This is a genomic window from Chromohalobacter moromii (assembly GCF_023091865.1).
GTDB classification, from domain to species: domain Bacteria; phylum Pseudomonadota; class Gammaproteobacteria; order Pseudomonadales; family Halomonadaceae; genus Chromohalobacter; species Chromohalobacter moromii.
On record NZ_JAHXDI010000001.1, the window covers coordinates 272,653 to 294,400 of the forward strand.

Below are 21,748 nucleotides of genomic sequence, written 5' to 3' on the forward strand. Positions count from 1 at the left end.
AAAGCCTTTTGCTAAATGGAAGTCCGAGCCAGGCGTTCCAGCTTAACGTAACTGGCGGAGGCAATCACGATACTGGCTTGCTTGTGGGGTTGATGGGGCTCTGCTAGTGTGATCACACATATGTGATCACACCGAATCATAACAAGATCGAGAGTCCTTATGGCGCAGATATCGCAGGCTCCGTTTGCCCACAGCACTGACCGCCCTCACGAGGAAGAGGCCACCGACCGAGTCGACGTGCTGTGCATCGACATGAACGGCATTCCGCGCGGCAAGTGGGTGCCCGCCGAACAGCTCGACAAGGTGATGGACGGGCAGGTGCGTCTGCCGCTCTCGACGCAGTCGCTGGATATCTGGGGCGAGGACAACGATGCGCTGACCGGTCTGTCGCAGTCGATCGGCGACCCCGACGGTGCTTGCCACGCAGACGAGCGCACCTTGACGCCACTGCCCTGGGCCAAGGGCCACCAGGTGCTCACCACCCTGCACGACCTGAACGGCACGCCGAGTTTCATGGACCCGCGCGCCATGCTCGCCGCGGTCGTCGAGCGCTTTCGGCACCACGGCTGGACGCCGGTGGTCGCCATCGAGCTGGAGTTCTACTTGCTCGACGCCGAGGCACGGCACGCGCTGAAAACCATGCCGCCCGCGCCGCTATGTCCGGGTGGAGATCACCGGGGGCAGCAGCTCTACGAACTCGAGACGATGGATGCTATGGCGCCGGTCCTCGACACCATCCGTGCTTTCGCCCGCGCCCAGAATATTCCGGCGGATACGTTGATCGCCGAGTTCGGGCCGGGGCAGTTCGAGGTCAATCTTTGGCATCGCCCGGATGCCCTGGCCGCCGCCGACGACGCGCTTTACTTCAAGCGTCTCGTGGCCCAGGCCGCCCGTCGTCACGACCTGGCGAGCACCTTCATGGCCAAGCCCTACAGCGATCAGGCGGGATCGGGCATGCATCTGCACGTCAGTGTGCTCGATGAGGCCGGCAACAATATCTTCGATCAGGATAACGGCGCCGGGCATCTCGACGCTGCCATCGGCGGTGTGATGCACAGCTTGCTCGATGGCCAGGCGATCTTCGCGCCGCATGGCAATTCCTACCGGCGCTTTCAACCCGACAGCTTCGCTCCGATCGAGTGCACCTGGGGGCGCGATCATCGCGGTGCGGCCGTGCGCGTGCCGGAATGGCATGGCGCCGCGGCGCGTCTGGAGCATCGCGTGGCCGGCGCCGATGCCAATCCTTATCTGGTCGCCACGGCGCTGCTGGGTGGCATTCTGCACGGGCTCGAGCAACGCATCGCGCCGCCACCGGCCATCGAGGACGAAGCCCACGCGCGGCAGCGCTCCGAGCATCTCACCCATGACTGGCTCACCGCGCTCGAGCGCTTCGCCGCCTCGACGGCCATGGCCGATATATTCGGCACGGCGTATCGAGATCTCTACGCCAGAATCAAGCGTCACGAGGCCCGGGAGCTCATGGCCAGGGTCACCGATGTCGACCGCCAGACGTATCTTTCCCGACTCTAAGGAGCAGGCATGACCCAGCAACGCTGTGCTTCCTATTACACCGCATCGATCGTTCAGGAATCCGACTATCCGCGATTGGAGGGCGACCATCGTGTCGACGTGGCGATCGTCGGCGGCGGCTTCACCGGCGTGGCCACGGCAGTCGAACTGGCCGAACGCGGCTATCGCGTGGCCATCGTCGAGGCCAACCGAATCGGCTGGGGGGCCAGCGGACGCAACGGCGGGCAGGTGACCGGCAGCCTCTCCGGCCAGGACGCCATGACCCGGCAAATGCGCCACACGCTGGGCGACGATGCCGAAAGCTTCGTTTGGAACCTGCGCTGGCGCGGGCACCGGATCATCAAGCAACGGGTCGAAAAGTATGCGATCCCCTGCGATCTCAAGTACGGCCACCTGCAGGCGGCCTACAAGCCCAGCCATATCAAGGCGTTGCGACAGGATTTCGAGGCGTCGCAGCGCCATGCCATCGGCGAGCATATCCACTGGCTGGATGCCAAGGCGGTGCGCGACGTGGTCGGCACCGAGCTCTATCACGGCGCGATCCGCAACGATTACAACATGCACCTGCACCCGCTCAACCTGTGCCTTGGGGAGGCCCGCGCGGCGGCAAGCCTGGGGGCGCTGATCTTCGAGCATTCGCCGGTGGTGGATATCGAGCACGGCGATACGCCGGTGGTGGTCGGCGAGCACGGTCGGGTGACGGCCGACAGCGTGATCCTGGCCGGCAACGCCTACCATCGCCTCGAGCGCAAGCAGCTCAAAGGCAAGTTGTTTCCGGCATCGCTGGGCATCGTGACGACTGCTGCGCTATCGCCCGAGCAGGTGCAGGCCATCGACCCCGAGGATCTGGCGGTCTATGACACGCGTTTCGTGCTCGACTACTACCGACTGACCGCCGACAAGCGGCTTCTCTTCGGTGGCGGCGCCAACTACTCGGGGCGCGATTCACAAGACATCGCCTCGGAGCTGCGGCCGCGCCTGGAGCACACCTTCCCGCAGCTCGAGGGCATTGCCATCGATTTTCAATGGCAAGGCATGGCGGGCATCGTCATCAACCGCATTCCCCAGCTCGGCAAGCTCTCGGACAACGTCTACTACGCCCAGGGCTACTCCGGCCACGGCATCGCCACGTCGCACATCGTCGGCGAGATCATGGCCAATGCGGTTTCCGGCACGCTCGAGGAGTTCGATGCCTTCGCCAACGTGCGGCACATCCGCATCCCGCTCGACGACCGACTCGGCAATGCACTGCTCGCGGCCGGCATGTGGTACTACCAATTACTCGAAAAGCTGAAGTAGCAATTACTCGAAAAACTTAAATAGAAATTACTCGAAAAAACTGAAATAGCGGCGCATTTGCGCCCGACAATTCGGCTTCCCGTCATTCACGAAGGCACAACAACAACTCCGCTGAGGTGAGACACGATGGAATATGACAATCCCCTTGTCCTGCTGCCCACGGCAATCGTCCTGATACTGGCGCTATGGACACGACGCGCTCTCGAACCCCTGGTGCTAGGGGCCTTTATCGGCACCTTGATGATCGATCCCGGCAATGCCTTGAGCAGCCTCACCGAGGATCTACTCACGGTGATGACCGATGAAGATGTCGCCTGGGTCATCATGGTCTGTGGCCTGATGGGCAGTATCATTGCGCTGCTGCTCAAGTCCGGTTCTTCGCGCGCTTTTGCGGACAAGCTGATGCGCTATACCACCAACAAGCCTCGCGCGCTGCTGCTGCTGGGTCATGGGCATCATCCTGTTCGTCGACGACTATCTGAACTCTCTGGCCGTCGGCACCTCGATGCGCAAGGTCACCGACCGCTTCAAGACGTCCCGGGAAATGCTGGCCTACGTGGTCGACTCCACCGCGGCGCCCATCAGCGTGCTGATCCCGATATCGACTTGGGCGGTCTTCTTCGGCGCGCTGCTCGAGAGCAACGGCGTGGCAGAGGATGGCCAGGGGGTGTGGACCTACATCCAGGCCATTCCCTTCATGTTCTACCCCTGGGTCGCGGTGATCCTGGTGCCGCTTTTCATCTTGCGCTGGATTCCTGCCTTCGGCCCGATGAAAAAGGCCGAGCAGCGTGCCGAAAAACAAGGGCAGTGCGTGCCGCCCGGTGCCGAACACATCGATGACGAAATCGCCCACCTCGAAGCGGACACCCATGCGAAAGGCAGTATCTGGTCCTTTCTGCTGCCCATGGCGTCGTTGGCCTTCTTTACCTGGTGGTTCGACCTGGATTTCCTGATGGGCATCTTCGTGACCCTGGCCGGCATGATCGTGGCCTTCATCGGGTTCAAGAAGCTGTCGCCCAGCCAGACCTTCGACAATATCCTGGAAGGCTTCAAGTCGATGCTGGATGCCCTGGCCGTGCTGGTGGCCGCCTTCCTCTTCAATGAGGTCAACACCTCGCTGGGGCTCGCCGATTATGTCATCACCACGGTTGAGCCGCTGGTCAGCGCGGAAATGCTGCCCTTCATCATTTTTACCGTCATGGGCTTCGTGTCCTTTGCCACCGGTTCCAACTGGGGCGTGTTCGTGATCATCCTGCCGATCGTCGCCGTGCTGGGGCAGAATCTTGGGGCCGACATGACGCTGGTGATCGGTGCCACGCTCTCTGCCAGCACCTTCGGCAGTCATGCCTGCTTCTATTCCGATGCCACGGTGCTGACCGCCCAGGCCAGCGGCTGCACTCCCTTCCAGCACGCCTTTACCCAGTTGCCTTATGCGGCCCTCGCGGGCTGTATTGCCGCCGCGGGGTATCTGGTGCTGGGCTACATGTGATCTTGGATGAGCGAATACGCCATGCACACTGACGCGCATAGCAACTTCTGGAGCACTACTCTGGGCGAGCGGCCGGCGTCGCGCCCGCGCCTGACCGCGCATGTCCAGGCCGACGTGGTCATCGTCGGTGCCGGCTTCACCGGGCTATGGACCGCTTATTACCTGAAGCGCCTTGCCCCCGAGCGGGAGATCGTCGTGCTCGAGGCCGAGCGTGTCGGTCATGGCGCCTCGGGGCGTAATGGCGGCTGGGTGGTGGGTAACCTCGCCGGGCTGGAGCGGCATATCGGGGATCTGCCATTGGCGGAACGGCAAACTTGTTGTGGCGTGGTGGCCGATAACGTCGATGAGGTCGGCGAGGTACTGGCGCGCGAGGGGATCGAGGCCGATTTCAACAAGGGCGGCGCGATCTATGCGGCGGCTCGCTATCGGGATCAGATCGCCATCCAGCGCGACTACTTGCAGCATCTGCATGAGCTGGGGCACAGCGAGGCGAACTGCTACTGGCTGGATGCCGAGCAACTCTCGGAGAAGGCCCGATTCAGAAACGGCTACGGCGGCATCTACCATCGCCAGGTCGCCACGCTGAACCCGGTCAAGCTGGTCACCGGCCTGGCCGAGCGCGTCGAGCGCCTGGGCGTGACGATCTACGAGCAGAGCCGCGCCGAGACCCTGTCGCATCACAAGGTGAGCACGCGCGAAGGCAGCGTCGAGTCATCGATGGTCGTGTGTGCGACCGAGGGGTACGCCGACCGGTTCCTCGATTTCAAGCGCCACGTGATTCCGGTGCAGAGCCTGGTGATCGCCACCGAGCCGCTATCGGAGGCCCGCTGGCAGGAGATCGGCATGGCCGAGCGTCCCGCCTTCGCGGATGCCAGCCGGTTGATCAATTACGGTCATCGCAGTGCCGATGGGCGCATCGTTTTCGGGGCGCGCGGCAACTATTATCTCGGTGCCAGATCCAAGGCCGACCAGGCGATCGATGATGCGGCCATTCGGCTGCGGCGTGATCTGCTGGTGGATCTCCTGCCTGCGTTGGAGGGTGTCAGGGTCGAGTATGGCTGGGGCGGTTCGCTGGGCTTGTCGCGCAACTTCCGCCCGCATGCGATCCTCGACCGTCGCGACGGCCTTGCCACTGCGGGCGGCTACGCCGGCGAAGGGGTGGCCGCCTCGCACCTGTTCGGTCGTACCCTGGCGGAGATGATCCTCGAGCGCGATACCGAACGGGTGCGCATGCCCTGGGCCTTCAACGACGCCAGTCATCGTCAGCTGATAAAACGCTGGGAAGTCGAGCCGCTACGCTGGCTCGCCGCGCAAGCGATCACCTTCAGCTATGCCGGAGAAGAAGCGCTGATGCGTCGCGACAAGCCGGCGCCCCTGCTCAAGCCCGCACTCAGACGATTGAACGATCGCTTCGCGTCGATCATCGAGTAACGGTCGAGTCGGGCGCCCCGCGCCGGGGTCATCCATCCCCGGCGTATCCGTCCTCGGGCATTTCGGACTCGTCTTCAGAAGATGCCGTTTCCTCGCTGGAGGCGCCGGATGTCTCGGTGGCGGACTCCGCTGACGGTGCCTCGTCGTCATCTCGCGTCACCCGCCAGATCGCGTTGGTCATGTCGTCGGCGACGATCACCGAGCCATCCGGTGCGACGGTGACGCCGACGGGGCGGCCGCGGGTCTTGCCGTCACCGGTGAGAAAGCCGGAGACGAAGTCGACAGGGTCGCCAGCGGGCTCTCCGTTTTCGAATGGCACGAAGACCACCTTGTAGCCCACGGGGTCGGCACGATTCCAACTGCCGTGTTCGCCGACGAAGACGCCGTTGGCGAATTCTCCGCCCACGGCGGCATTGGAGAAGTCGACGCCAAGCGGGGCGTGGTGCGAACCGAGGCTGTAGTCGGGCGCGATCGCTGACTCCACCAGCTCTGGCTTCTCCGGCTTCACACGCGGGTCGACGTGCTGGCCCCAGTAGCTGTAGGGCCAGCCGTAGAAGCCGCCTTCCTGAATGGAGGTGAGATAGTCGGGCACCAGGTTGGGGCCGAGTTCGTCGCGCTCGTTGGCGACGGCCCAGAGCTCGTCCGTGTCTGGCTGAATGGTCAGCGCGGTGGGGTTGCGCACGCCAGTGGCGTAGGCGCGGTGCGCCCCGCTCCCCGGATCGATCTCCCAGATTTCCGCACGGTTCACTTCCGCCGCCATACCGCGCTCGGTGATGTTGCTGTTGGAGCCGATGCCGACGTAGAGGTAGTCGCCATCCGCGCTGGCGGTCAGTGACTTGGTCCAGTGGTGGTTGATCCGCGAGGGGAGTGGGGTGATCACTTCCGGCGGGCCGCTGGCCTCTGTCTGACCTTCTTCGTAGTCGAAGCGAACGAGCGAATCTTGATTGGCCACGTAGAGATCGTCATCCACCAGGGCGAGCCCGTAGGGCGCATTGAGATTTTCGGCGAAAACCGTCTGTTCCTCGTACTTGCCATCACCGTCGCCATCGCGCAGCAGCGTTAGTCGGTCGCCGCCTTTGACCGAGGTGGTGCCTTGCGACTGAATCAGCCCGGCGATGAAATCCTTCGGCCGCGATTTCGGCGCGTTGCCGCCGCCTTTGCCTTCCGCCACCAGGATATCGCCGTTCGGGAGCACCAGCGTCTGGCGCGGGACCTTCAGGTCGGTAGCGATGGCGGTGATCGTATAACCATCGGGCACCGTGGGTTTCGCGTCGCCCCACGGGGCTTGCTCGGGCACCGTCATATTGGGGAGAAGTCCGCGCTGAGGCTCGGGCAGTTCCGGATTGGCGCCGTACTGCGCGTCCGAATCGGCGGCATTGGCGCCACCGGCGAGCAGCAGGATCGAGAGCGGTGCGGCGTAACGCATGCCGGTGTGCTTGCGTGTGAACTTCATGACTGACCTCCGCTCTTGCGGCTGATAAATCCGATCCAGACGGCGATGAAGGAGAGCACGGCAATGACAATGGAGAGCGTCAGCCCCGTCGGCATCATGCCCCAGGCGTCTCTGGCGTGGACCAGTGCGTTGACGAAGCCCAGACCCCAAGTCACCAGCAACAGCAGGAAGTAGACGACGGAAAGCCCCCGACTGCTGGCAGGGCGGAAGATCCCGATCAGCGCGCAGATCAGTGCCAGGCCGCAGAACACCAGGCCACCAGCAATTAGCCAGGAAGCGAAATGGCTCCATTGAATGTGGTACGTCGAGGCGTAGGCATAGTCGCTCAACGCGGCGCCCAGGAAGAGCGGAAAGGCGCCCGCAAGCAACATTCCATGTAGCGGGTTCGGCCCGCTTCGGACCGGTCGTTTGGCGGTGGCAATCACGGCAAACTCCTTTTGCAGATCAGTGGAAGACGCCTCGCCAAAGAGAGGCTTGGCGAGGCGCATTCGGCTGGAGTGTAGTTTGCTTATGAAGGCTTCACCAAAGTTGTCGTACTGCCGGTTCCTCTTGCTTGCCTATGACACGCTGTTGCTTCCCTGAAGCGAATCATCGAGGAATGAAAACTGGACGCGGCATTCACCGGTGCGCTGTACTGCGAGCAACCACTAACTGGGTGGTCTTTCATGGAGAAAGGCCCGGCCGGGTCGGGACGATCCGGTGGTAGGTGGATCGCATGGATGGCCCACTGAATCGGTAAGGGACGTATGAAGAAAAATGGCGCATGGCGACTGTGGCTGGTGGCTGCAGTGGTTTTTATCTTTTCCAGCTTATGCTTGGCGCAAACGTCGGACGACGACAGTGAGGAGACACGTTGGTTCTCCGTCGATTCGCTAAACGCGGGGCTGGGCCAGGTTCCCAAAGCGGTCAAACGCATGACGCCACGGGAGTCGATACGTAGCTTTCTGACACTGACTGAAAATGAGGATTTCGTGGCAGCGGCGCAGATCCTCAACCTTTCCGAACTGTCCTCGGCGGAGCAGCGAGAGCGGGGGGAGCAGTTGGCCAGGCAACTGGCCGAGGTTCTCAAACGCGGCGAATGGCTCAAGGTTTCCAGCCTCCCCGGGCGCCAGGATGCCGCCATCGAAGACCCCACAGGCCAGCATCCCCAGACGGGAGAGCCTCGACGGAACCTCAAGCTGGCATCGCTCACTGCCAAGGGCGAAAGCTATGATATTCGTCTGGGCCGATATCGGGTGGGTGACGAGGAACCAGTCTGGTTGGTCATGCCAGATAGTGTTTCCTCGGTGCCTTTGCTTTACGAAGAATACGGTCCTTTGATGTTTGAGGCGTATATTCCGGATCGCTTCAAGGCCTCGTTTGGAGTGCTCAGAATCTGGGAATGGATCGCCATTCCGGTTTTTCTGTTGCTGGTGGGGCTGATGGGATGGTGGGTCCACCACCTGGTGGGGATGGCGACACGCTGGCTGCCTGCCGGCTCGCCTAGCATTTTTGTTGGACGAATCAAGACGCCTGTAGCACTCGTCGTCATGTCACTGGTAACCCAGACAGTGCTCGATTATGTAGTGTCTTTCTCAGCCGTGGCGACTACGTCCTTCCGGGTGCTGTTGATCGTCATTCTGGCTTGGGGTGGCTGTACGATTGCGCTGCGCCTAGTCGATACTTTCATGCTGCAAATAACGCGGCACCTCATCGGACAGATCGATGACACCAAGCCCCAGGACGCGCGTAAATTCTTGACGACACTCTACGCGCTGCGCCGCATCATTATTCTGATCACGGTCACTGCTGTTTCGATCTATGTGCTGAGTCAGATCCAGCTATTCGAGACGCTGGGGGTCACCTTGCTGGCCTCGGCCAGCGTGTTGGCGGTACTGGTGGGTATTGCCGGCCAGACTGTACTCGGCAATATCCTTTCTTCGTTTCAGCTCTCGTTGGCCAAGCCCATACGCATCGGCGACCTGGTGGTCTTCGAAGACCAGTGGTGTTATGTGGAAGGTATCTTCTATACCTACATTCGCTTGAGGGTCTGGAATGACCGGCGCTTGATCGTGCCGGTCACGTACTTCGTCTCTAGGCCCTTCGAAAACCTGTCGGTCAAGAGTGCGAAGGAGTTCCGGAGCCTGGAGTTGATCCTCCACTTGAGCGCTGATATCCAATGCCTCAGGGAGAAGTTCCTGGAGTATGCGCAGGAAGAAGATAACGTCATCGAACACCACAAGCTTTCTTGTTACGTGACGGGACAGACCGAGCGAGCGCAGACAGTCGTTTGCTATCTGATGGCGTCGGATCCTTTCGCCGGCTGGGTCGCCGAGATGAATGTGCGGGAGAAATTGATGGCCTTCATCCGGGACCACCACCCCGAATGGTGGCCAAGGGAAGTGACGGCGATCAGCGAATACGATGTGGCGCTAGGGGAAAGGCCGGGACGTCCGTCCGGCCACGGTGGCGGGGCCTCCTGATGGAAGCCCACGGTGCCGAGGGCGCTGGCGGTCATCTATAGCGTCTCACATCTGGCTGGCTGACCAATGGGCGGGGAGTTTGCGACAGTTGCTCGTCAGTCGCTGATGAAGCCTTTCCAGCAGTATCTGCTCCTTGCCGGGCTGGGCGACCTCTTCGAGGCTTGCGCGGGTGGCTTCTAGTGCAATGGGCATTTGCTCGGCCAGTTGGAGCCCCTGCTTGATGAAATAACGTGGTTGGAAGCGCATCGATCTGGCGAGTGATTCCAAATGTGATTTCTCGATGCTGCCGGGTCTGTTCTCACCGGTAACCTGGAAAGCGAAATGGCGTGATAAGCCGCTATAGAGCGTCGTGCTCATCAAGTCATAAAACGGTGCCAATCGCGGGCCTTCGTCGGCCTGCAAGAGGGAAAGGTTCTTGGCGTGGCTATCGTTGTTACCGATCAGCAGGTTGAAGAAAAACCAACCAATGAGCCGCTGGAGGTCCCTGGCAGGGACCCCGGCCTGTTGCAGCAGCTCTCGGCAGCGTGCCAACCCGGGCCCACCATCGCTTTCGTACTTGATACTCGAGGGGGAGCCACTGAGCTGGCAGAGGTCCAGTTGATGCAGCCTGCGTAGTCCCCCTCGGTCATCGGGAGCGCGGTCGTAGCGACGAACGAGGCAGGCGCGAGTATCCAACTGATAGCTGGCCTCTGCCACCTCGAGTCCGAGCGTGTCCGCAAGTTGCATGCAAAACGTCTCGTTGAGGGCGGACGCCCAGATACCGCTCAGGCGGCGAATGTCCGGCTTGAGGATATGGCTGGACGGCGCTGATCCCACCGGTATAGCGGGGCTGCCGTCTTCCATTAGCATCAATAGCAACTTGTCCTGAGCGCCGGCCAACGAGATGCGAGCGCCCTCGCTTTGCTGTGAAAGTAGCGGGCTCCGTTCTCGGTTATGAAGGTGCTCGGCCAGCGCACTCCAGCTAAGGGGGCGATAACGGGGAACCCCCAGTGCCTCGCCCGACGGCATCAGGGTAAAGCCGCTGGCCGTATCTCCACCGATGGCTTTCAAGAGTCCGAAGAGGGTGCTGGTGTGGTGTCGGATCTCCAGGTGATGCCGGAGATCGCCTTCTGGCAGGAGATTTTCGAAGTACGCCACAACGTCGTCGCCGGCATGCACTCGACGGGTCAGTGGAAGTGAGGGGGAGAGGCTGACAGCCCGTGGAGATGCCTGCCATGGCGGCTCGTACTCGAAACGCAGCGGCTGCACGTTGTATAGCCTGCCTACCAGGCAGTCGCCATGATAGACATCCAGGGCCTCGTCACTCGCCATGTTGATGTATCCCTTTGCGCTGCACGATGACCTCGAGACCCATGAGATCCAGTACGTCTAGAACTTTCTGGAGCTGCAGCGTCGGTTTACCCCGCTCCAGATCAACGATGAAACGGTTTCCGGTACCGGCCAGCCCGGCCAAATCGATCTGTAGCAAAGATTGTTCGGCACGCGCCTGGCGCACGAGCTTGCCAAGGTCTTCGCTGTGACGAATTCGGTCGCCAAGCGTTTTGGGTGGGGTGGAGTCGGTCATGTGTGCGCCTTGTCTATAATTACCGTTCGGTAAGTATAGCGTCATGTGTCGTGATTTCCAGCATTATAGTTACTGATCGGTAATTTATAGCGCTACGAGAGCCGTGGTGTCCAGATAGTTACCGATCGGTAACTATGAGTGGTTGAAGCTTATCAATCTCCCACGCGCCGGAAAGAAAATAACTCGGCCAGTGGATGATCTCGGCCCTCGATCAGGGCGCGTAGCAAGCCGGCGCCGATCATGCTGTAGCTGATGCCGTTGCCGCCGTAGGCCATGGCGAAGTGGACGCGGGGGCCGTATTGCGGATGCGGGCCGAAGAAGGGCAGTCCGTCATCGGTCTCGGCGAAGGTGCCGCCCCAGGAAAACGTGGGATTGAGCGAGAGCCGTGGGAAGAGCGCTTCCACCTGGGCGATCAGGGTCTCGGCCTTCTCGCCGACGCGCTGGTCGCGCTGCGCGGGGATATCGAGGTCGTCGTCTTCGCCGCCCACCAGCAGTCGGCCGTCACCGGTGGTGCGCATGTAGAGATACGGGCGCGCGGATTCCCAGATCAGCGTCGAGGCGAGTTCGCCGAGCACATCCGGTGCAATGGGGTCGGTGATGAAGGCATAACTGCTGCGGTTGATGGCGACCTTGTCATCGAGCCAGGACTGGGCCTCGTAGCCCGCGGCGACGATGAGATGCCGGCAGTCGAGTGAGTGGCCGCTGACGGTAGTGAGCGTGACGCCGTGCGCATGCGGCGTGGCGGTGGCGACCTCGGTGCGGTCATACACCTGGCCGCCGACGGTGAGCACGCGGTCGAGCAGCTTGTAGGCCATGCGGTAAGGGTCGAGCCGCGCCGCCTGGGGTGTCAGGATCGCGCCTGGCGCCTCGAAACCAAAGCGCGACGCGATGGCTTCGGGCGTCAGCCAGTCGGCGTCAAAGTCGTGCTGACGACGCATTTCCCATTCGCGGCGCAGGCTGTCGAGATCGCCTTCATCGCTGGCGTAATACAGGCTGGCTTGCCTGGCGAAATCGACGTCGCCCACGGCGTCGGCCAACCCTTCGAGCGCATCGATGGCCTGCGCGCAGGCGCGATAGGCCGAGACGGCATCGGCCTCGCCGAAACGGGCGGCGAGGTCGGTCATGTGCGTATCGATCTCGTACTGAATCAACGCGGTGCTCGCTGCGGAACTGCCCCAGCCCACATCGCGGCGTTCCAGTACCGTGACCTCATGGCCGTTCTGGGCCAGCTCGTCGGCGATCAGGGCCCCGGTAATGCCACCGCCGATGACCACCACCTCGCAGGTCACGTCCCGGTCGAGCTTGGGGAAGGCCTGCATCAAGCCGTTCTTGATTGCCCAATAGGGGTAGCCGCTTTTGAGGTCCATGGAAGTTCCGGGAGGCGGGAAAAGACAGTCTCCCTAGGATAGACGTTTCCGGCTTTCGCCGTGGCGTCAAGGCGTGTGTCGCGAGGGGGCGTGCCTGGCACGCGGCATGGTGTACTCGCGACCTCGACCTTCCCGCATCAGCAACCTGGCGGCGATCAGGGCGGCGACGAGGCCGGCCGTGGCGCCGACACTCATCGCCCAGCGTGGCCCGGCGTGGTCGGCCAGCCAGCCGACGATGGGGGCGCCGAGCGGTGTGCCGCCCATGGTGATCGCCATGCGCAACGCCATTACGCGGCCACGCATCATCGGTTCCGTCGAGAGCTGAATCAGTGCGTTGGAAGCGGTCATGAAGGTCAGCGCCGCTAGGCCCGTCAGCATCAGGGCGGTGGCGAAGAGGTATGCGTTGGGGGCAAGAGCTGCCAGGCCGCAGCAGACACCGAATCCCAGAGTGGAGAAACACAGCAGTCGCATATGCGGGCGCTCGCGCTTGGCAGCCAATAGCGCACCCGTGACCGAGCCGACGGCTAAGGATGAAGTCAGAAGGCCGTACTGCCCCGCCTCGCCGTGGAAGACACGCACTGACATGGTGGAAATATAGACCGCGAAGTTGAAGCCGAAGGTGCCGATCATGAAGAGCATCAGCAAGATGGCTTTCAACTCGGGGCGCCGCCAGACATAACGGAAACCCTCCGTCAGTCCGCCGGCGTTATGCCTTGGCCGGGTGACGGGGAGCAGTTCGTCGAGCCGCAGCAGGCATAGCGATCCGAGCACGGCGGCGAAAGAGGCCGCATTGATCATGAAGACCCAGCCGCTGCCGACGGCGGCAATCAACAACCCGGCAACGGCGGGACCAATCATCCGTGCAGCGTTGAAGGATGTCGAGTTGAGGGCCACTGCGTTGGAGAGATGCTTTTCGCCGACCAGGTCGTTGACGAAGGTCTGTCGAGCGGGAGCATCGAAGGCCGTGACGCAGCCGAGCCCCAAGGCGAAGACGTAGACTTGCCAAAGTGTTACCACGCCGGTGAGGGTGACCAGTCCCAGCCCTACTGCCAATAGCCCCAGCAATGCCTGAGTGAGAAGGATTAGCCGGCGGCGGTCGAAATGGTCGGCGGCGTAGCCAGTCAGCGGAAGCAGCAGCAACTGTGGGCCGAACTGTAAGGCGATGGTAATGCCCACGGCGCTGGCATCGTGGTCGGTGAGCACGGTTAGTACCAACCAGTCCTGAGCGATGCGCTGCATCCAAGTGCCGATATTGGAGACCAGGGCGCCGATGGCCCATACGCGGTAATTGTAAAAACGTAGCGAGCGAAAAAGGCGGGTATCGCTCATGCCGTGCATAGCAGTTGACGGGAGAAGGAGGTCGTACGGTTTGAGTTGTTGTGCATAAGCGTTTTGGACTGGTTGAAGGATCGGAGTGGCAGCGTTAATCCGCTAACGACCGTTGTACCACGGCCTGGCCTCACGCATGATTCAGACCATGGTGGCAACGCCCCGATTCGATATTTCTGAGACGAGAGAACATCATGCCGCAATATGCCGTAGTGGCCTACGATTACACTGATGCCGAGGCGTTGGATCGCCGCCTGGCCAACCGCGAGGCGCATTTGGCGGGCGTGCGCGCGCTTGCCCAAGAGGGATGTTTCCTGAGTGGCGGGGCGATCCTGGATGACAACGGCAAGATGGTTGGCTCTAGCGCGCACTTCCAGTTCGCCGACCGCCAGGCGTTGGAAGCATGGCTTGAGATAGAACCCTACATGACCAGTCGCGTATGGGAGCGAGTCGATATTCGCGAAGTGAAACTGTTTGACCCGAGCACCTGAGCGAGACCATGTCCGATAGTCCGTTACCACTGGCAGCCACCGTGCGCGAAACGCTTGAAGCGGCGCCACGAGAGAAGCTCCCAATGACCTACCAGGACGTCGCCGACGCGCTCGGCTTGCAGCCACCGCGTACCATCCAGCGTGTCGCCCAGGCGTTGGAGATTTTGATGCGTGAAGACGCCGCTCAAGGACGTTCCTTCATCGCCGCGCTGGTGGTTAGCCGCCGTGCGCCGCACATGCCGGCACGTGGCTTCTTCGAGTTAGCCGTCGAGCTGGAGCGGTTTCCCGCCGATAGCTCCTTGCATGCTCAGGCATGGCGGGACGAGTACCAGCGAGCGATGACGCGGCGTGAATAAGTGCTTGCTTGTTCTGGCTTATATCAGGATCTACGTTTAGAGGGCTAAACACGTTTTGCCGTACAAGGACGTCTTACACACCACATGGAGGTGAGCATGGCTCGCAAGGTCGCGATTCACGCACAGTCCCAGACACTGCCGGGTAGCGAAGCCGAGATGGACCCGCCGGCCGAGATGATCCGTCCCGGCTACCGGGGGGCGTCGAAGCTGGAAGGCAAGATCGCCTTGATCACCGGCGGCGACAGCGGCATCGGCCGCTCGGTGGCGATCCACTTTGCTCGCGAGGGCGCCGATGTAGCGGTGGTCTACCTGAGCGAGCGCGAGGATGCCGCCGAGACGCAGCGCTTGGTGGAAGCCGAAGGGCGTCGCTGTCATCTGATCGAGGGCGATCTGGCGGAGGCCGAGTTCTGCCGTCGCTGCATCGACGAGACGGTGCAGGTCTACGGAGGGCTCAACATCCTGGTCAACAATGCCGGTACCCAGTGGGTGTGCCAGGACCTGACCGAGCTTTCCGACGAGCAATGGCGCTCGGTGTTCGAGACCAACATGCACAGCCAGTTCTATCTCGCCAAGGCAGCGCTGCCGCACCTGGGCGAGGACGATGCCATCATCAACAACGCCTCGGTCAATGCCTATATCGGGCCGGACTTCCTGGTCGACTATTCGGCCACCAAGGGGGCCATCGTCAGCTTCACGCGCAGCCTCTCGAACCAGGTGGTGGGGCGCGGCATTCGCGTCAACGCCGTGGCGCCCGGGCCGGTGTGGACGCCGTTGCAGCCGGCGACACTGGGCGCCCACGACCCGCAATGGCTGGAAGGCTTCGGTGAGGAAACCCCGATGGGGCGTGCCGGGCAACCCAGCGAGCTCGGACCGGTATTCGTCTTCCTGGCGAGTCTCGATGCTTCCTTCATCAGCGGCCAGACGATTCATCCCAATGGTGGTACCGTCGTCAATGGCTAATGAAAGCCAACGTTTTCGTCACTCGAGGCGCGCAAGGCATGGCAGATAATACGCATTCACCGGCACGGCGCTGGCTGGACGCCGAAACGCATCACCACTGGCTGATCCGGGAAGGACTGAGACTGCTCGAGTTCCACCGTCAGGCACGGCTGCCGAGCGGTGGGTTCGCGCCGCTGGACGGCGATGGGCGAATTCCCGAGGGTGCGGGTGCGGACACCATGATCACCGGTCGCATGGCGCACAGTTACGGGCTGGCGGCGATGCAGGGTGTGCCCGGTGCAGCGTCGTTGGCCGAGCATGCCATACGCGCCTTGAGCGGTTTGCTGCGCGATGAAAAAGATGGCGGTTGGCTGGCGGGCGACCCCGCCGTGACGACGGATCGCACCAAGCAGTGTTACCTGCACCATTTCGTGGCGCTGGGCGCCGCCACGGCTCGCCAGGCGGGCATACCCGGCTCGGCGGCGCTGCTCGACGAGGTGGTCGAGGTCATCGAGACGCGCTTCTGGTCGGAGGACGAGCAAGCCTTCGTCGAGAGTTATGCGCAAGGCTGGCGCGAGCTGGCGGACTATCGTGGCGGCAACAGCAACATGCATGGCGTGGAGTTGTGCCTGGCATTGGCCGATGTGCGCGATGAGCCACATTGGCTGGATCGGGCGTTGGCCATCGTCGAGCGGTTGATACATCGACACGCGGCACCGCGCGACCATCGCATTCTCGAGCATTTTCACGGCGACTGGGCCGAGTGGCCGGACTACAACGTCGAGCAGCCGCATCACGACTTCTATCCGTATGGCGCCACGCCCGGACACGGTTTCGAATGGTCGCGCCTGATGTTGCATCTGGAGGCGGCGTTAGAGGCGCGTGGGCGTGATGCGCCCACCTGGCTGTTTGCGGATGCCGCTGCGCTGTTCGAGGCCAGCCTGCGTGACGGCTGGGCGCCCGATGGCGCGCCGGGACTGGTGTATACCGTGGACTGGCAAGGCCAGCCGAGCTCGCGCCGTCGTCGTCACTGGACCCATGCTGAGGCCCTGGCCGCCGCCAGTGCCTTTCTGCAACGCACGGGCGAGGCGCACTACGAGCGCTGGTACTGCCACTTGTGGGATTTCATCGACACCACCTTCATCGACCGGCAACGCGGTGGCTGGCAGCAAGAACTGGATCATCGCCTCGCCATCGATCCGGCGCAGGGCGACGTCAAACCCGACCTCTATCACGCTTATCAAGCCACCTTGCTGCCGCGTCTACCGCTGGCGCCGGCACTGGCCGTGGCGGTCGAGCGCTTGTAACGCCGTCTTGTGCTTTTGGCGGGTGGGCACATGCGTCCGCCGGCCGGCTTGAACCATTCTTCTCGCGTCCCAATGATTATCAGACTACCTTTTCAGGCGACTGGATACGTCCCGCCGCTTGGTGAGGCGTGATCCGACGCACAAATCAGGAGGCTTTATGAGCCAAGAGACCGAGTATACCCCACCCCGCGTGTGGACCTGGAAGAGCGAAAGCGGCGGCAAGTTCGCGAGCATCAACCGCCCGATCGCGGGGTCGACCCATGAGAAAGAGCTGCCGGTGGGCGAGCATCCGTTCCAACTGTACTCGCTGGCCACGCCGAATGGCGTCAAGGCAGGGATCATGTTCGAGGAGTTGCTGGCGCTGGGCCATCAGGGTGCCGAGTACGACGCGTGGTTGATCAACATCGGTGAAGGCGAGCAGTTCGGTAGTGGTTTCGTCGAGGCCAATCCCAACTCGAAGATTCCGGCGCTGATGGATCACAGCACCGACACGCCGACACGTGTGTTTGAATCGGGCTCGATTCTTCTGTATCTCGCCGAGAAGTTCGGGGAGTTTCTGCCCAAGGAGCATGTGGCACGCACCGAGGCACTCAACTGGCTATTCTGGCAGATGGGCAGTGCGCCATTTCTGGGCGGCGGCTTCGGGCATTTCTACAGCTATGCGCCGGTCAAGCTCGAGTACGCCATCGACCGCTATGCCATGGAGGCCAAGCGTCAGCTCGATGTGTTGAACCGCCATCTAGCAGAGAACCGCTATTTGGCCGGCGACGCGTATAGCATCGCCGATATTGCGACTTGGGCGTGGTATGGGCAGTTGGTGCTGGGGCGTCTCTACGATGCCGCCGAGTTCCTGCAAGTCCACGAGTACACGCATGTCGTGCGTTGGGCCGAGGAAATCGACGAGCGCCCGGCAGTACAGCGTGGGCGAATGGTCAACCGCACCTTCGGGGAGCCGGAGACCCAGCTCCACGAGCGTCACGATGCCAGCGACTTTGAGACCAAAACGCAGGATAAACTCGAGTCATAACGCCTACGCCGTCAACGAGCGCTACTTCTCCAGCAGTTCCGCGACCGAGTTGAGCACTTCGCGGGGACGGAAGGGGTAGCGCTCGATTTCGTCCCGCGTGGCGATGCCGGTCATTACCAACACCGTGTGCAGGCCGGCTTCGATGCCGGCGATGACGTCGGTATCCATGCGGTCGCCGATCATGCCGGTGCGCTCGGAATGCGTGCCGAGCTTGTTCATGGCCGAGCGAAACATCATCGGGTTGGGCTTGCCGACGTAATAAGGTTCGCGCTTGGTGGCGGCGGTGATTAAAGCCGCGACCGCCCCGGTGGCGGGCAAAGGCCCTTCGGGGCTGGGGCCGGTGACATCGGGGTTGGTGGCGATGAAGCGTGCGCCGCCGTTGATGAGGCGGATCGCTCGGGTGATCGCTTCGAACGAATAGCTGCGGGTTTCGCCGAGCACCACGAAATCGGGCGCGATATCGGTCATCACGAACCCGGCTTCGTGAAGGGCGGTGGTCAGACCGGCTTCGCCGATCACGAAGGCTGAACCGCTGGGCGTCTGGTCGCGTAAGAAGGCGGCAGTCGCCAGAGCGGATGTCCAAAGCCGGTCTTCAGGTACATCGATGCCCAGGCGTGTCAGGCGTGCACTGAGATCGCGCGGTGTATAGATGGAGTTGTTGGTGAGCACGAGAAAAGGCGTGCCATTGGCGCGCCATTGATCGATCAACTCGACCGCACCGGGCAGGGCCCGGTCTTCGCCGATCAGTACGCCGTCCATGTCCGTTAACCAGCAGTCGATCGCGCGTTCGCTCATCGCTTTGATGTCCTGTTGCTGAATCGATGCGACCAGCATAATGGTAATGTAGCGCCGCCGCAGCCTTCATGTCGGGTATTTTGCCTAACATGAGGTGAAACATGGGTTGGCCAAACAAGAAGGAGAGGGAGCGGTGAAAGCATTATGGCAGGCCTATACGAAGAGCTCATTGATCCTGAGGGTCACGATTGCGCTGGTACTCGGCGTCATCGTGGGTCTGGTCGGCGGTCAGGATGTTGCGGATTGGTTGGCGCCATTCGGTGATTTGCTACTGCGTCTGTTGAAGTTCCTGATCGTGCCCATCGTGTTGTTCACGCTGATGGTGGGCATCAATCAAGCCAGCGCCGGAAGCATGGGCCGCGTCGGGCGCAAGGTGTTCGTCTACTATATCGGCACCTCGGCGCTGGCGATCGCCGTAGGTTTGGCGGTGGCTTCGCTGTTTTCCCCGGGCAGCGGGATGACGTTGGATAGTAGTGCCGAGGTGTCGGTGCCGGAGAATCCTGGTGTTGCTCAGGTGCTGCTTGGCGTGGTGCCGGATAACATCATTGGGGCGTTCGCCGAGTTGAACCTGCTGGGTATCATCTTTACCGCTATCGTCTTCGGCATCGCCCTGTTGAAGCTGCGAACATCCGAGTCGCATGGGGCGCTGGCCGAACAACTCTACCGTGTGATCGAGGCACTCAACGAGGTCACGCTCAAGGTGATGTCGGGCGTTTTGCATTACGTGCCGATCGGCGTGTTTGCCATCGTTGCCGGTACGGTGGCTGAGCAGGGGATGGAGACACTATTATCGCTGGGCGACATGGTGCTGGTGCTGTATATCGCTCTGGGCGTACATCTGTTGCTCTATTGCGCCTTGATGGGAGCCTTTGGCGTCAAACTGCGGGATTTTTTCCGCGAGGCACGCACGCCGATGGCGACCGCCTTCGCAACCCAGAGTAGTTCCGGGACGTTGCCACTGACGTTGGATGCCGCGCGCCGCATGGGGCTGTCGCGGAGCACTTACGGCTTCAGTCTGCCGCTGGGGGCGACCATCAACATGGATGGTGCGGCGATTCGCATCGCGATTTCTGCGGTGTTCGCGGCCAATGTGATCGGCGCGCCGCTAGACTTCATCAGCATGCTGGAGATCGTGCTGATCGGCACGCTGGTGTCCATCGGCACGGCGGGCGTGCCGGGTGCCGGCATCATCATGATCGCCACGGTGTTCGCGCAGGTCGGTCTGCCCATCGAGACGGTGGCGCTGTTGACCGCGATCGACGCGTTGGTGGGCATGGGATGCACGGCACTCAATGTCACTGGCGACATGGTCGGCGCCTCCATCATCGCCCGCAGCGAAGAGGACCCACAACGCGACGTGTGCGTCGATGCGTCGCGCTCGTGAAAGCGCGCGGCGATGACATTGCCCGCTATGCTGGGCATCTGAATTCGTCCTGCGCGCCTGATCGAATGGCATGCGACGGTGTAATTTGTCACGGGAGATGTCATGCAGTGTGAAGCACAATCCGACGCTTCGGCTCTTGAGATGCGCGACGTGGTGGTCGTCGGCGGTGGCGCCAGCGGCTTGACGGCCGCACGCGCGGCGGCCAGGCGAGGGCTAAACGTCACCTTGCTGGAACGCACGCCACAGGTCGGCGGTAATCTGCGTACCCGCCGCGACGGCGACTGGCAGATCGAGCTCGGCCCCAACACCCTGATGATGAAACCGCCGCTGCATGCGTTGCTCGATGAGCTCGGCCTGCTCGACGAGGCGCAGCCTGCCAATCCGACTGCGCGGCGGCGTTACATTGCCTATCGAGGCGCACCGGTGGCGCTGCCGTCCCATTGGCTCAAGGCGCCGATCAATTCGCTGATCGGTCCGCGAGGCGTGGGCGCGTTGCTGCGCGAACCGTTTCAACGGCGTGCACCGCAGGCCGAGGAAAGTCTGGCCGATTTCGTCACGCGTCGCTTGGGGCGTCGCGCGCTCGATCATCTGGTCGATCCTTTCGTTTCCGGTGTTTACGCTGGTGATCCCGAGCGGCTCTCGGCGCAGGCGGCGATGCCCCGGCTGGTGGCGTTGGAGCGCGAGTATGGCTCACTGGTTCGTGGGGGGCTGGTGCGGCTGCGTCAAGCGCGCCGTGCGGCACCTACCTTGCCGCGCGAGTGGCGTGGCCAGTTGGTGAGCTTTCCCTCTGGTCTGCAACGCCTCGCCGAGCGTTTGGCCGAGGACATCACCGCTCAGTCCAGCGCGGCGATCCACTGCGAGTGTGAGGTTAGTGCCGTGTATCGCGAGGGTGAATACTGGCGTGTGGAGACGGCCTCGGGGCAGGGTTTTCGTGCGCGAGAGCTGGTGCTGGCGGTCCCGGCGCCCACGGCCGCCGCGCTACTGGCACCGCTCGACCAGGACATGGCCGTGCCACTGGAGGCGATCGTCTATCCGCCGGTCAACGCCGTGTCAGTAGGATTTCGTCGTGCCGATATCGCCCATCCGCTGGATGGTTTCGGCATGCTGATTCCCGGTGTCGAGCATCGCCAGACCCTGGGCGCGCTATTTTCTTCGACGCTATTTCCCGGGCGCGCGCCTTCCGAGCATGTATTGCTGACTGCGTTTCTCGGTGGCCGTCGCCAGCCTGAGGCTGCCGAAAGCGATGATGACGCTCAGGTGGCGCAGGTCGTCGCCGATCTTCGTGACCTACTGGGTATCAGCGGCGAGCCGGTGTGGCAGAGCGTAAGCCGCTGGCCACAGGCGATTCCTCAGTACGAGCTGGGGCATTTTGAGCGTCTCGCCGCCCTCGAAACGGCACTCGAGCGTCATCCAGGCCTCTCGCTCATTGGCAACTGGCGCGATGGTATCGCGGTGGGAGATTGCTTGGAGAACGGGCGGCGTCTCGGCGAGCGGATCGCCGAGACGCTCGGCACCTAGCCGACGG

At 62.2% G+C, this 21,748-nt stretch carries 20 protein-coding genes; 12 read left to right on the forward strand and 8 right to left on the reverse strand.

Annotation, left to right across the window (positions count from 1 at the left end):
- The first annotated feature begins 159 nt into the window (after positions 1 to 159).
- The gene (locus KZO83_RS01240) at positions 160 to 1,530 is read left to right on the forward strand and encodes a glutamine synthetase family protein (RefSeq protein WP_247619476.1); all 1,371 of its coding nucleotides are present in this window, start codon (positions 160 to 162) and stop codon (positions 1,528 to 1,530) included.
- A gap of 9 nt (positions 1,531 to 1,539) precedes the next feature.
- Positions 1,540 to 2,829, forward strand: coding sequence for an NAD(P)/FAD-dependent oxidoreductase (locus KZO83_RS01245; protein WP_247619477.1), 1,290 nt, complete (start codon positions 1,540 to 1,542; stop codon positions 2,827 to 2,829).
- Positions 2,830 to 3,111: 282 nt separating this feature from the next.
- Here the strand turns inward: KZO83_RS01245 and KZO83_RS01250 are convergent, their stop codons facing one another.
- Positions 3,112 to 3,279 (reverse strand): hypothetical protein, encoded by a 168-nt coding sequence (locus tag KZO83_RS01250; protein WP_247619478.1) that lies wholly within the window; start codon positions 3,277 to 3,279, stop codon positions 3,112 to 3,114.
- On the opposite strand from KZO83_RS01250, the gene KZO83_RS01255 reads away from it, so the two are divergent.
- Both KZO83_RS01255 and KZO83_RS01260 read left to right on the forward strand, forming a co-directional pair.
- Entirely contained in the window at positions 3,278 to 4,318 is a 1,041-nt protein-coding gene (locus tag KZO83_RS01255; RefSeq protein ID WP_247619479.1) for a Na+/H+ antiporter NhaC family protein, read from the forward strand. The two genes, KZO83_RS01250 and KZO83_RS01255, sit on opposite strands and share 2 nt — an antisense overlap.
- A gap of 6 nt (positions 4,319 to 4,324) precedes the next feature.
- Entirely contained in the window at positions 4,325 to 5,749 is a 1,425-nt protein-coding gene (locus KZO83_RS01260) for an NAD(P)/FAD-dependent oxidoreductase (protein WP_247619480.1), read from the forward strand.
- A 28-nt stretch (positions 5,750 to 5,777) separates the two neighbouring features.
- Here the strand turns inward: KZO83_RS01260 and KZO83_RS01265 are convergent, their stop codons facing one another.
- Positions 5,778 to 7,202, reverse strand: a complete 1,425-nt coding sequence (locus KZO83_RS01265) for a PQQ-dependent sugar dehydrogenase (protein ID WP_247619481.1) — start codon at positions 7,200 to 7,202, stop codon at positions 5,778 to 5,780.
- Positions 7,199 to 7,627 (reverse strand): DUF2231 domain-containing protein, encoded by a 429-nt coding sequence (locus KZO83_RS01270; RefSeq protein WP_247619482.1) that lies wholly within the window; start codon positions 7,625 to 7,627, stop codon positions 7,199 to 7,201. The genes KZO83_RS01265 and KZO83_RS01270 overlap by 4 nt, the downstream gene beginning before the upstream one ends.
- Positions 7,628 to 7,948: 321 nt before the next feature.
- Between KZO83_RS01270 and KZO83_RS01275 the strand changes: the two genes are divergently transcribed.
- Positions 7,949 to 9,664 carry a mechanosensitive ion channel family protein gene (locus KZO83_RS01275; RefSeq protein WP_247619483.1) on the forward strand — a complete coding sequence of 572 codons (1,716 nt, stop codon included), beginning with the start codon at positions 7,949 to 7,951 and terminating at the stop codon, positions 9,662 to 9,664.
- A gap of 45 nt (positions 9,665 to 9,709) precedes the next feature.
- Here KZO83_RS01275 and KZO83_RS01280 read toward each other — a convergent pair whose 3' ends face one another.
- From KZO83_RS01280 to KZO83_RS01295, 4 genes are all read right to left on the reverse strand, one after another.
- Positions 9,710 to 10,975: a type II toxin-antitoxin system HipA family toxin gene (locus tag KZO83_RS01280; RefSeq protein ID WP_247619484.1), complete on the reverse strand. Its 1,266-nt coding sequence runs from the start codon at positions 10,973 to 10,975 to the stop codon at positions 9,710 to 9,712.
- Positions 10,965 to 11,228, reverse strand: a complete 264-nt coding sequence (locus KZO83_RS01285; protein ID WP_040245049.1) for a helix-turn-helix transcriptional regulator — start codon at positions 11,226 to 11,228, stop codon at positions 10,965 to 10,967. The genes KZO83_RS01280 and KZO83_RS01285 overlap by 11 nt, the downstream gene beginning before the upstream one ends.
- A gap of 152 nt (positions 11,229 to 11,380) precedes the next feature.
- Positions 11,381 to 12,595, reverse strand: coding sequence for an NAD(P)/FAD-dependent oxidoreductase (locus KZO83_RS01290; RefSeq protein ID WP_247619485.1), 1,215 nt, complete (start codon positions 12,593 to 12,595; stop codon positions 11,381 to 11,383).
- A 66-nt stretch (positions 12,596 to 12,661) separates the two neighbouring features.
- Positions 12,662 to 13,924, reverse strand: a complete 1,263-nt coding sequence (locus KZO83_RS01295; protein WP_247619486.1) for an MFS transporter — start codon at positions 13,922 to 13,924, stop codon at positions 12,662 to 12,664.
- Between the two features lie 194 nt (positions 13,925 to 14,118).
- Between KZO83_RS01295 and KZO83_RS01300 the strand changes: the two genes are divergently transcribed.
- The 5 genes from KZO83_RS01300 to yghU all read left to right on the forward strand — a co-directional run bounded on the left by KZO83_RS01300 (position 14,119) and on the right by yghU (position 18,044).
- Complete coding sequence (locus KZO83_RS01300) at positions 14,119 to 14,415, forward strand: YciI family protein (RefSeq protein WP_247619487.1); 297 nt, start codon at positions 14,119 to 14,121, stop codon at positions 14,413 to 14,415.
- An 8-nt stretch (positions 14,416 to 14,423) separates the two neighbouring features.
- The gene (locus KZO83_RS01305; protein ID WP_040245023.1) at positions 14,424 to 14,771 is read left to right on the forward strand and encodes a hypothetical protein; all 348 of its coding nucleotides are present in this window, start codon (positions 14,424 to 14,426) and stop codon (positions 14,769 to 14,771) included.
- 96 nt (positions 14,772 to 14,867) lie between these two features.
- On the forward strand, positions 14,868 to 15,731 hold the full coding sequence (locus KZO83_RS01310) for an SDR family oxidoreductase (RefSeq protein ID WP_247619488.1): 864 nt from the start codon (positions 14,868 to 14,870) through the stop codon (positions 15,729 to 15,731).
- A gap of 38 nt (positions 15,732 to 15,769) precedes the next feature.
- Complete coding sequence (locus KZO83_RS01315; RefSeq protein WP_247619489.1) at positions 15,770 to 17,017, forward strand: AGE family epimerase/isomerase; 1,248 nt, start codon at positions 15,770 to 15,772, stop codon at positions 17,015 to 17,017.
- Between the two features lie 157 nt (positions 17,018 to 17,174).
- Positions 17,175 to 18,044: a glutathione-dependent disulfide-bond oxidoreductase gene (yghU, locus tag KZO83_RS01320; protein WP_247619490.1), complete on the forward strand. Its 870-nt coding sequence runs from the start codon at positions 17,175 to 17,177 to the stop codon at positions 18,042 to 18,044.
- Positions 18,045 to 18,065: 21 nt separating this feature from the next.
- On the opposite strand, the gene KZO83_RS01325 is transcribed toward yghU, so the two are convergent.
- The gene (locus KZO83_RS01325; RefSeq protein ID WP_040245088.1) at positions 18,066 to 18,839 is read right to left on the reverse strand and encodes an HAD-IIA family hydrolase; all 774 of its coding nucleotides are present in this window, start codon (positions 18,837 to 18,839) and stop codon (positions 18,066 to 18,068) included.
- 133 nt (positions 18,840 to 18,972) lie between these two features.
- Here KZO83_RS01325 and KZO83_RS01330 point away from each other — a divergent pair, with 133 nt between their 5' ends.
- Together KZO83_RS01330 and hemG are read left to right on the forward strand one after the other, a co-directional pair.
- A complete protein-coding gene (locus tag KZO83_RS01330) occupies positions 18,973 to 20,223 on the forward strand; it encodes a dicarboxylate/amino acid:cation symporter (RefSeq protein WP_247619491.1) in 1,251 nt (416 codons plus the stop codon).
- A 102-nt stretch (positions 20,224 to 20,325) separates the two neighbouring features.
- A complete protein-coding gene (gene hemG / locus KZO83_RS01335) occupies positions 20,326 to 21,741 on the forward strand; it encodes a protoporphyrinogen oxidase (RefSeq protein WP_247619492.1) in 1,416 nt (471 codons plus the stop codon).
- Positions 21,742 to 21,748 lie beyond the last annotated feature (7 nt).

Coding starts and splice junctions, on each gene's coding strand:
- KZO83_RS01240 (WP_247619476.1), top strand. CDS start 160: ATGGCGCAGATATCGCAGGCTCCGTTTGCCCACAGCACTGACCGCCCT.
- KZO83_RS01245 (WP_247619477.1), top strand. CDS start 1,540: ATGACCCAGCAACGCTGTGCTTCCTATTACACCGCATCGATCGTTCAG.
- KZO83_RS01255 (WP_247619479.1), top strand. CDS start 3,278: ATGGGCATCATCCTGTTCGTCGACGACTATCTGAACTCTCTGGCCGTC.
- KZO83_RS01250 (WP_247619478.1), bottom strand. CDS start 3,279: ATGACCCAGCAGCAGCAGCGCGCGAGGCTTGTTGGTGGTATAGCGCAT.
- KZO83_RS01260 (WP_247619480.1), top strand. CDS start 4,325: ATGAGCGAATACGCCATGCACACTGACGCGCATAGCAACTTCTGGAGC.
- KZO83_RS01265 (WP_247619481.1), bottom strand. CDS start 7,202: ATGAAGTTCACACGCAAGCACACCGGCATGCGTTACGCCGCACCGCTC.
- KZO83_RS01275 (WP_247619483.1), top strand. CDS start 7,949: ATGAAGAAAAATGGCGCATGGCGACTGTGGCTGGTGGCTGCAGTGGTT.
- KZO83_RS01280 (WP_247619484.1), bottom strand. CDS start 10,975: ATGGCGAGTGACGAGGCCCTGGATGTCTATCATGGCGACTGCCTGGTA.
- KZO83_RS01285 (WP_040245049.1), bottom strand. CDS start 11,228: ATGACCGACTCCACCCCACCCAAAACGCTTGGCGACCGAATTCGTCAC.
- KZO83_RS01290 (WP_247619485.1), bottom strand. CDS start 12,595: ATGGACCTCAAAAGCGGCTACCCCTATTGGGCAATCAAGAACGGCTTG.
- KZO83_RS01295 (WP_247619486.1), bottom strand. CDS start 13,924: ATGAGCGATACCCGCCTTTTTCGCTCGCTACGTTTTTACAATTACCGC.
- KZO83_RS01300 (WP_247619487.1), top strand. CDS start 14,119: ATGCCGCAATATGCCGTAGTGGCCTACGATTACACTGATGCCGAGGCG.
- KZO83_RS01305 (WP_040245023.1), top strand. CDS start 14,424: ATGTCCGATAGTCCGTTACCACTGGCAGCCACCGTGCGCGAAACGCTT.
- KZO83_RS01310 (WP_247619488.1), top strand. CDS start 14,868: ATGGCTCGCAAGGTCGCGATTCACGCACAGTCCCAGACACTGCCGGGT.
- KZO83_RS01315 (WP_247619489.1), top strand. CDS start 15,770: ATGGCAGATAATACGCATTCACCGGCACGGCGCTGGCTGGACGCCGAA.
- yghU (WP_247619490.1), top strand. CDS start 17,175: ATGAGCCAAGAGACCGAGTATACCCCACCCCGCGTGTGGACCTGGAAG.
- KZO83_RS01325 (WP_040245088.1), bottom strand. CDS start 18,839: ATGAGCGAACGCGCGATCGACTGCTGGTTAACGGACATGGACGGCGTA.
- hemG (WP_247619492.1), top strand. CDS start 20,326: ATGCAGTGTGAAGCACAATCCGACGCTTCGGCTCTTGAGATGCGCGAC.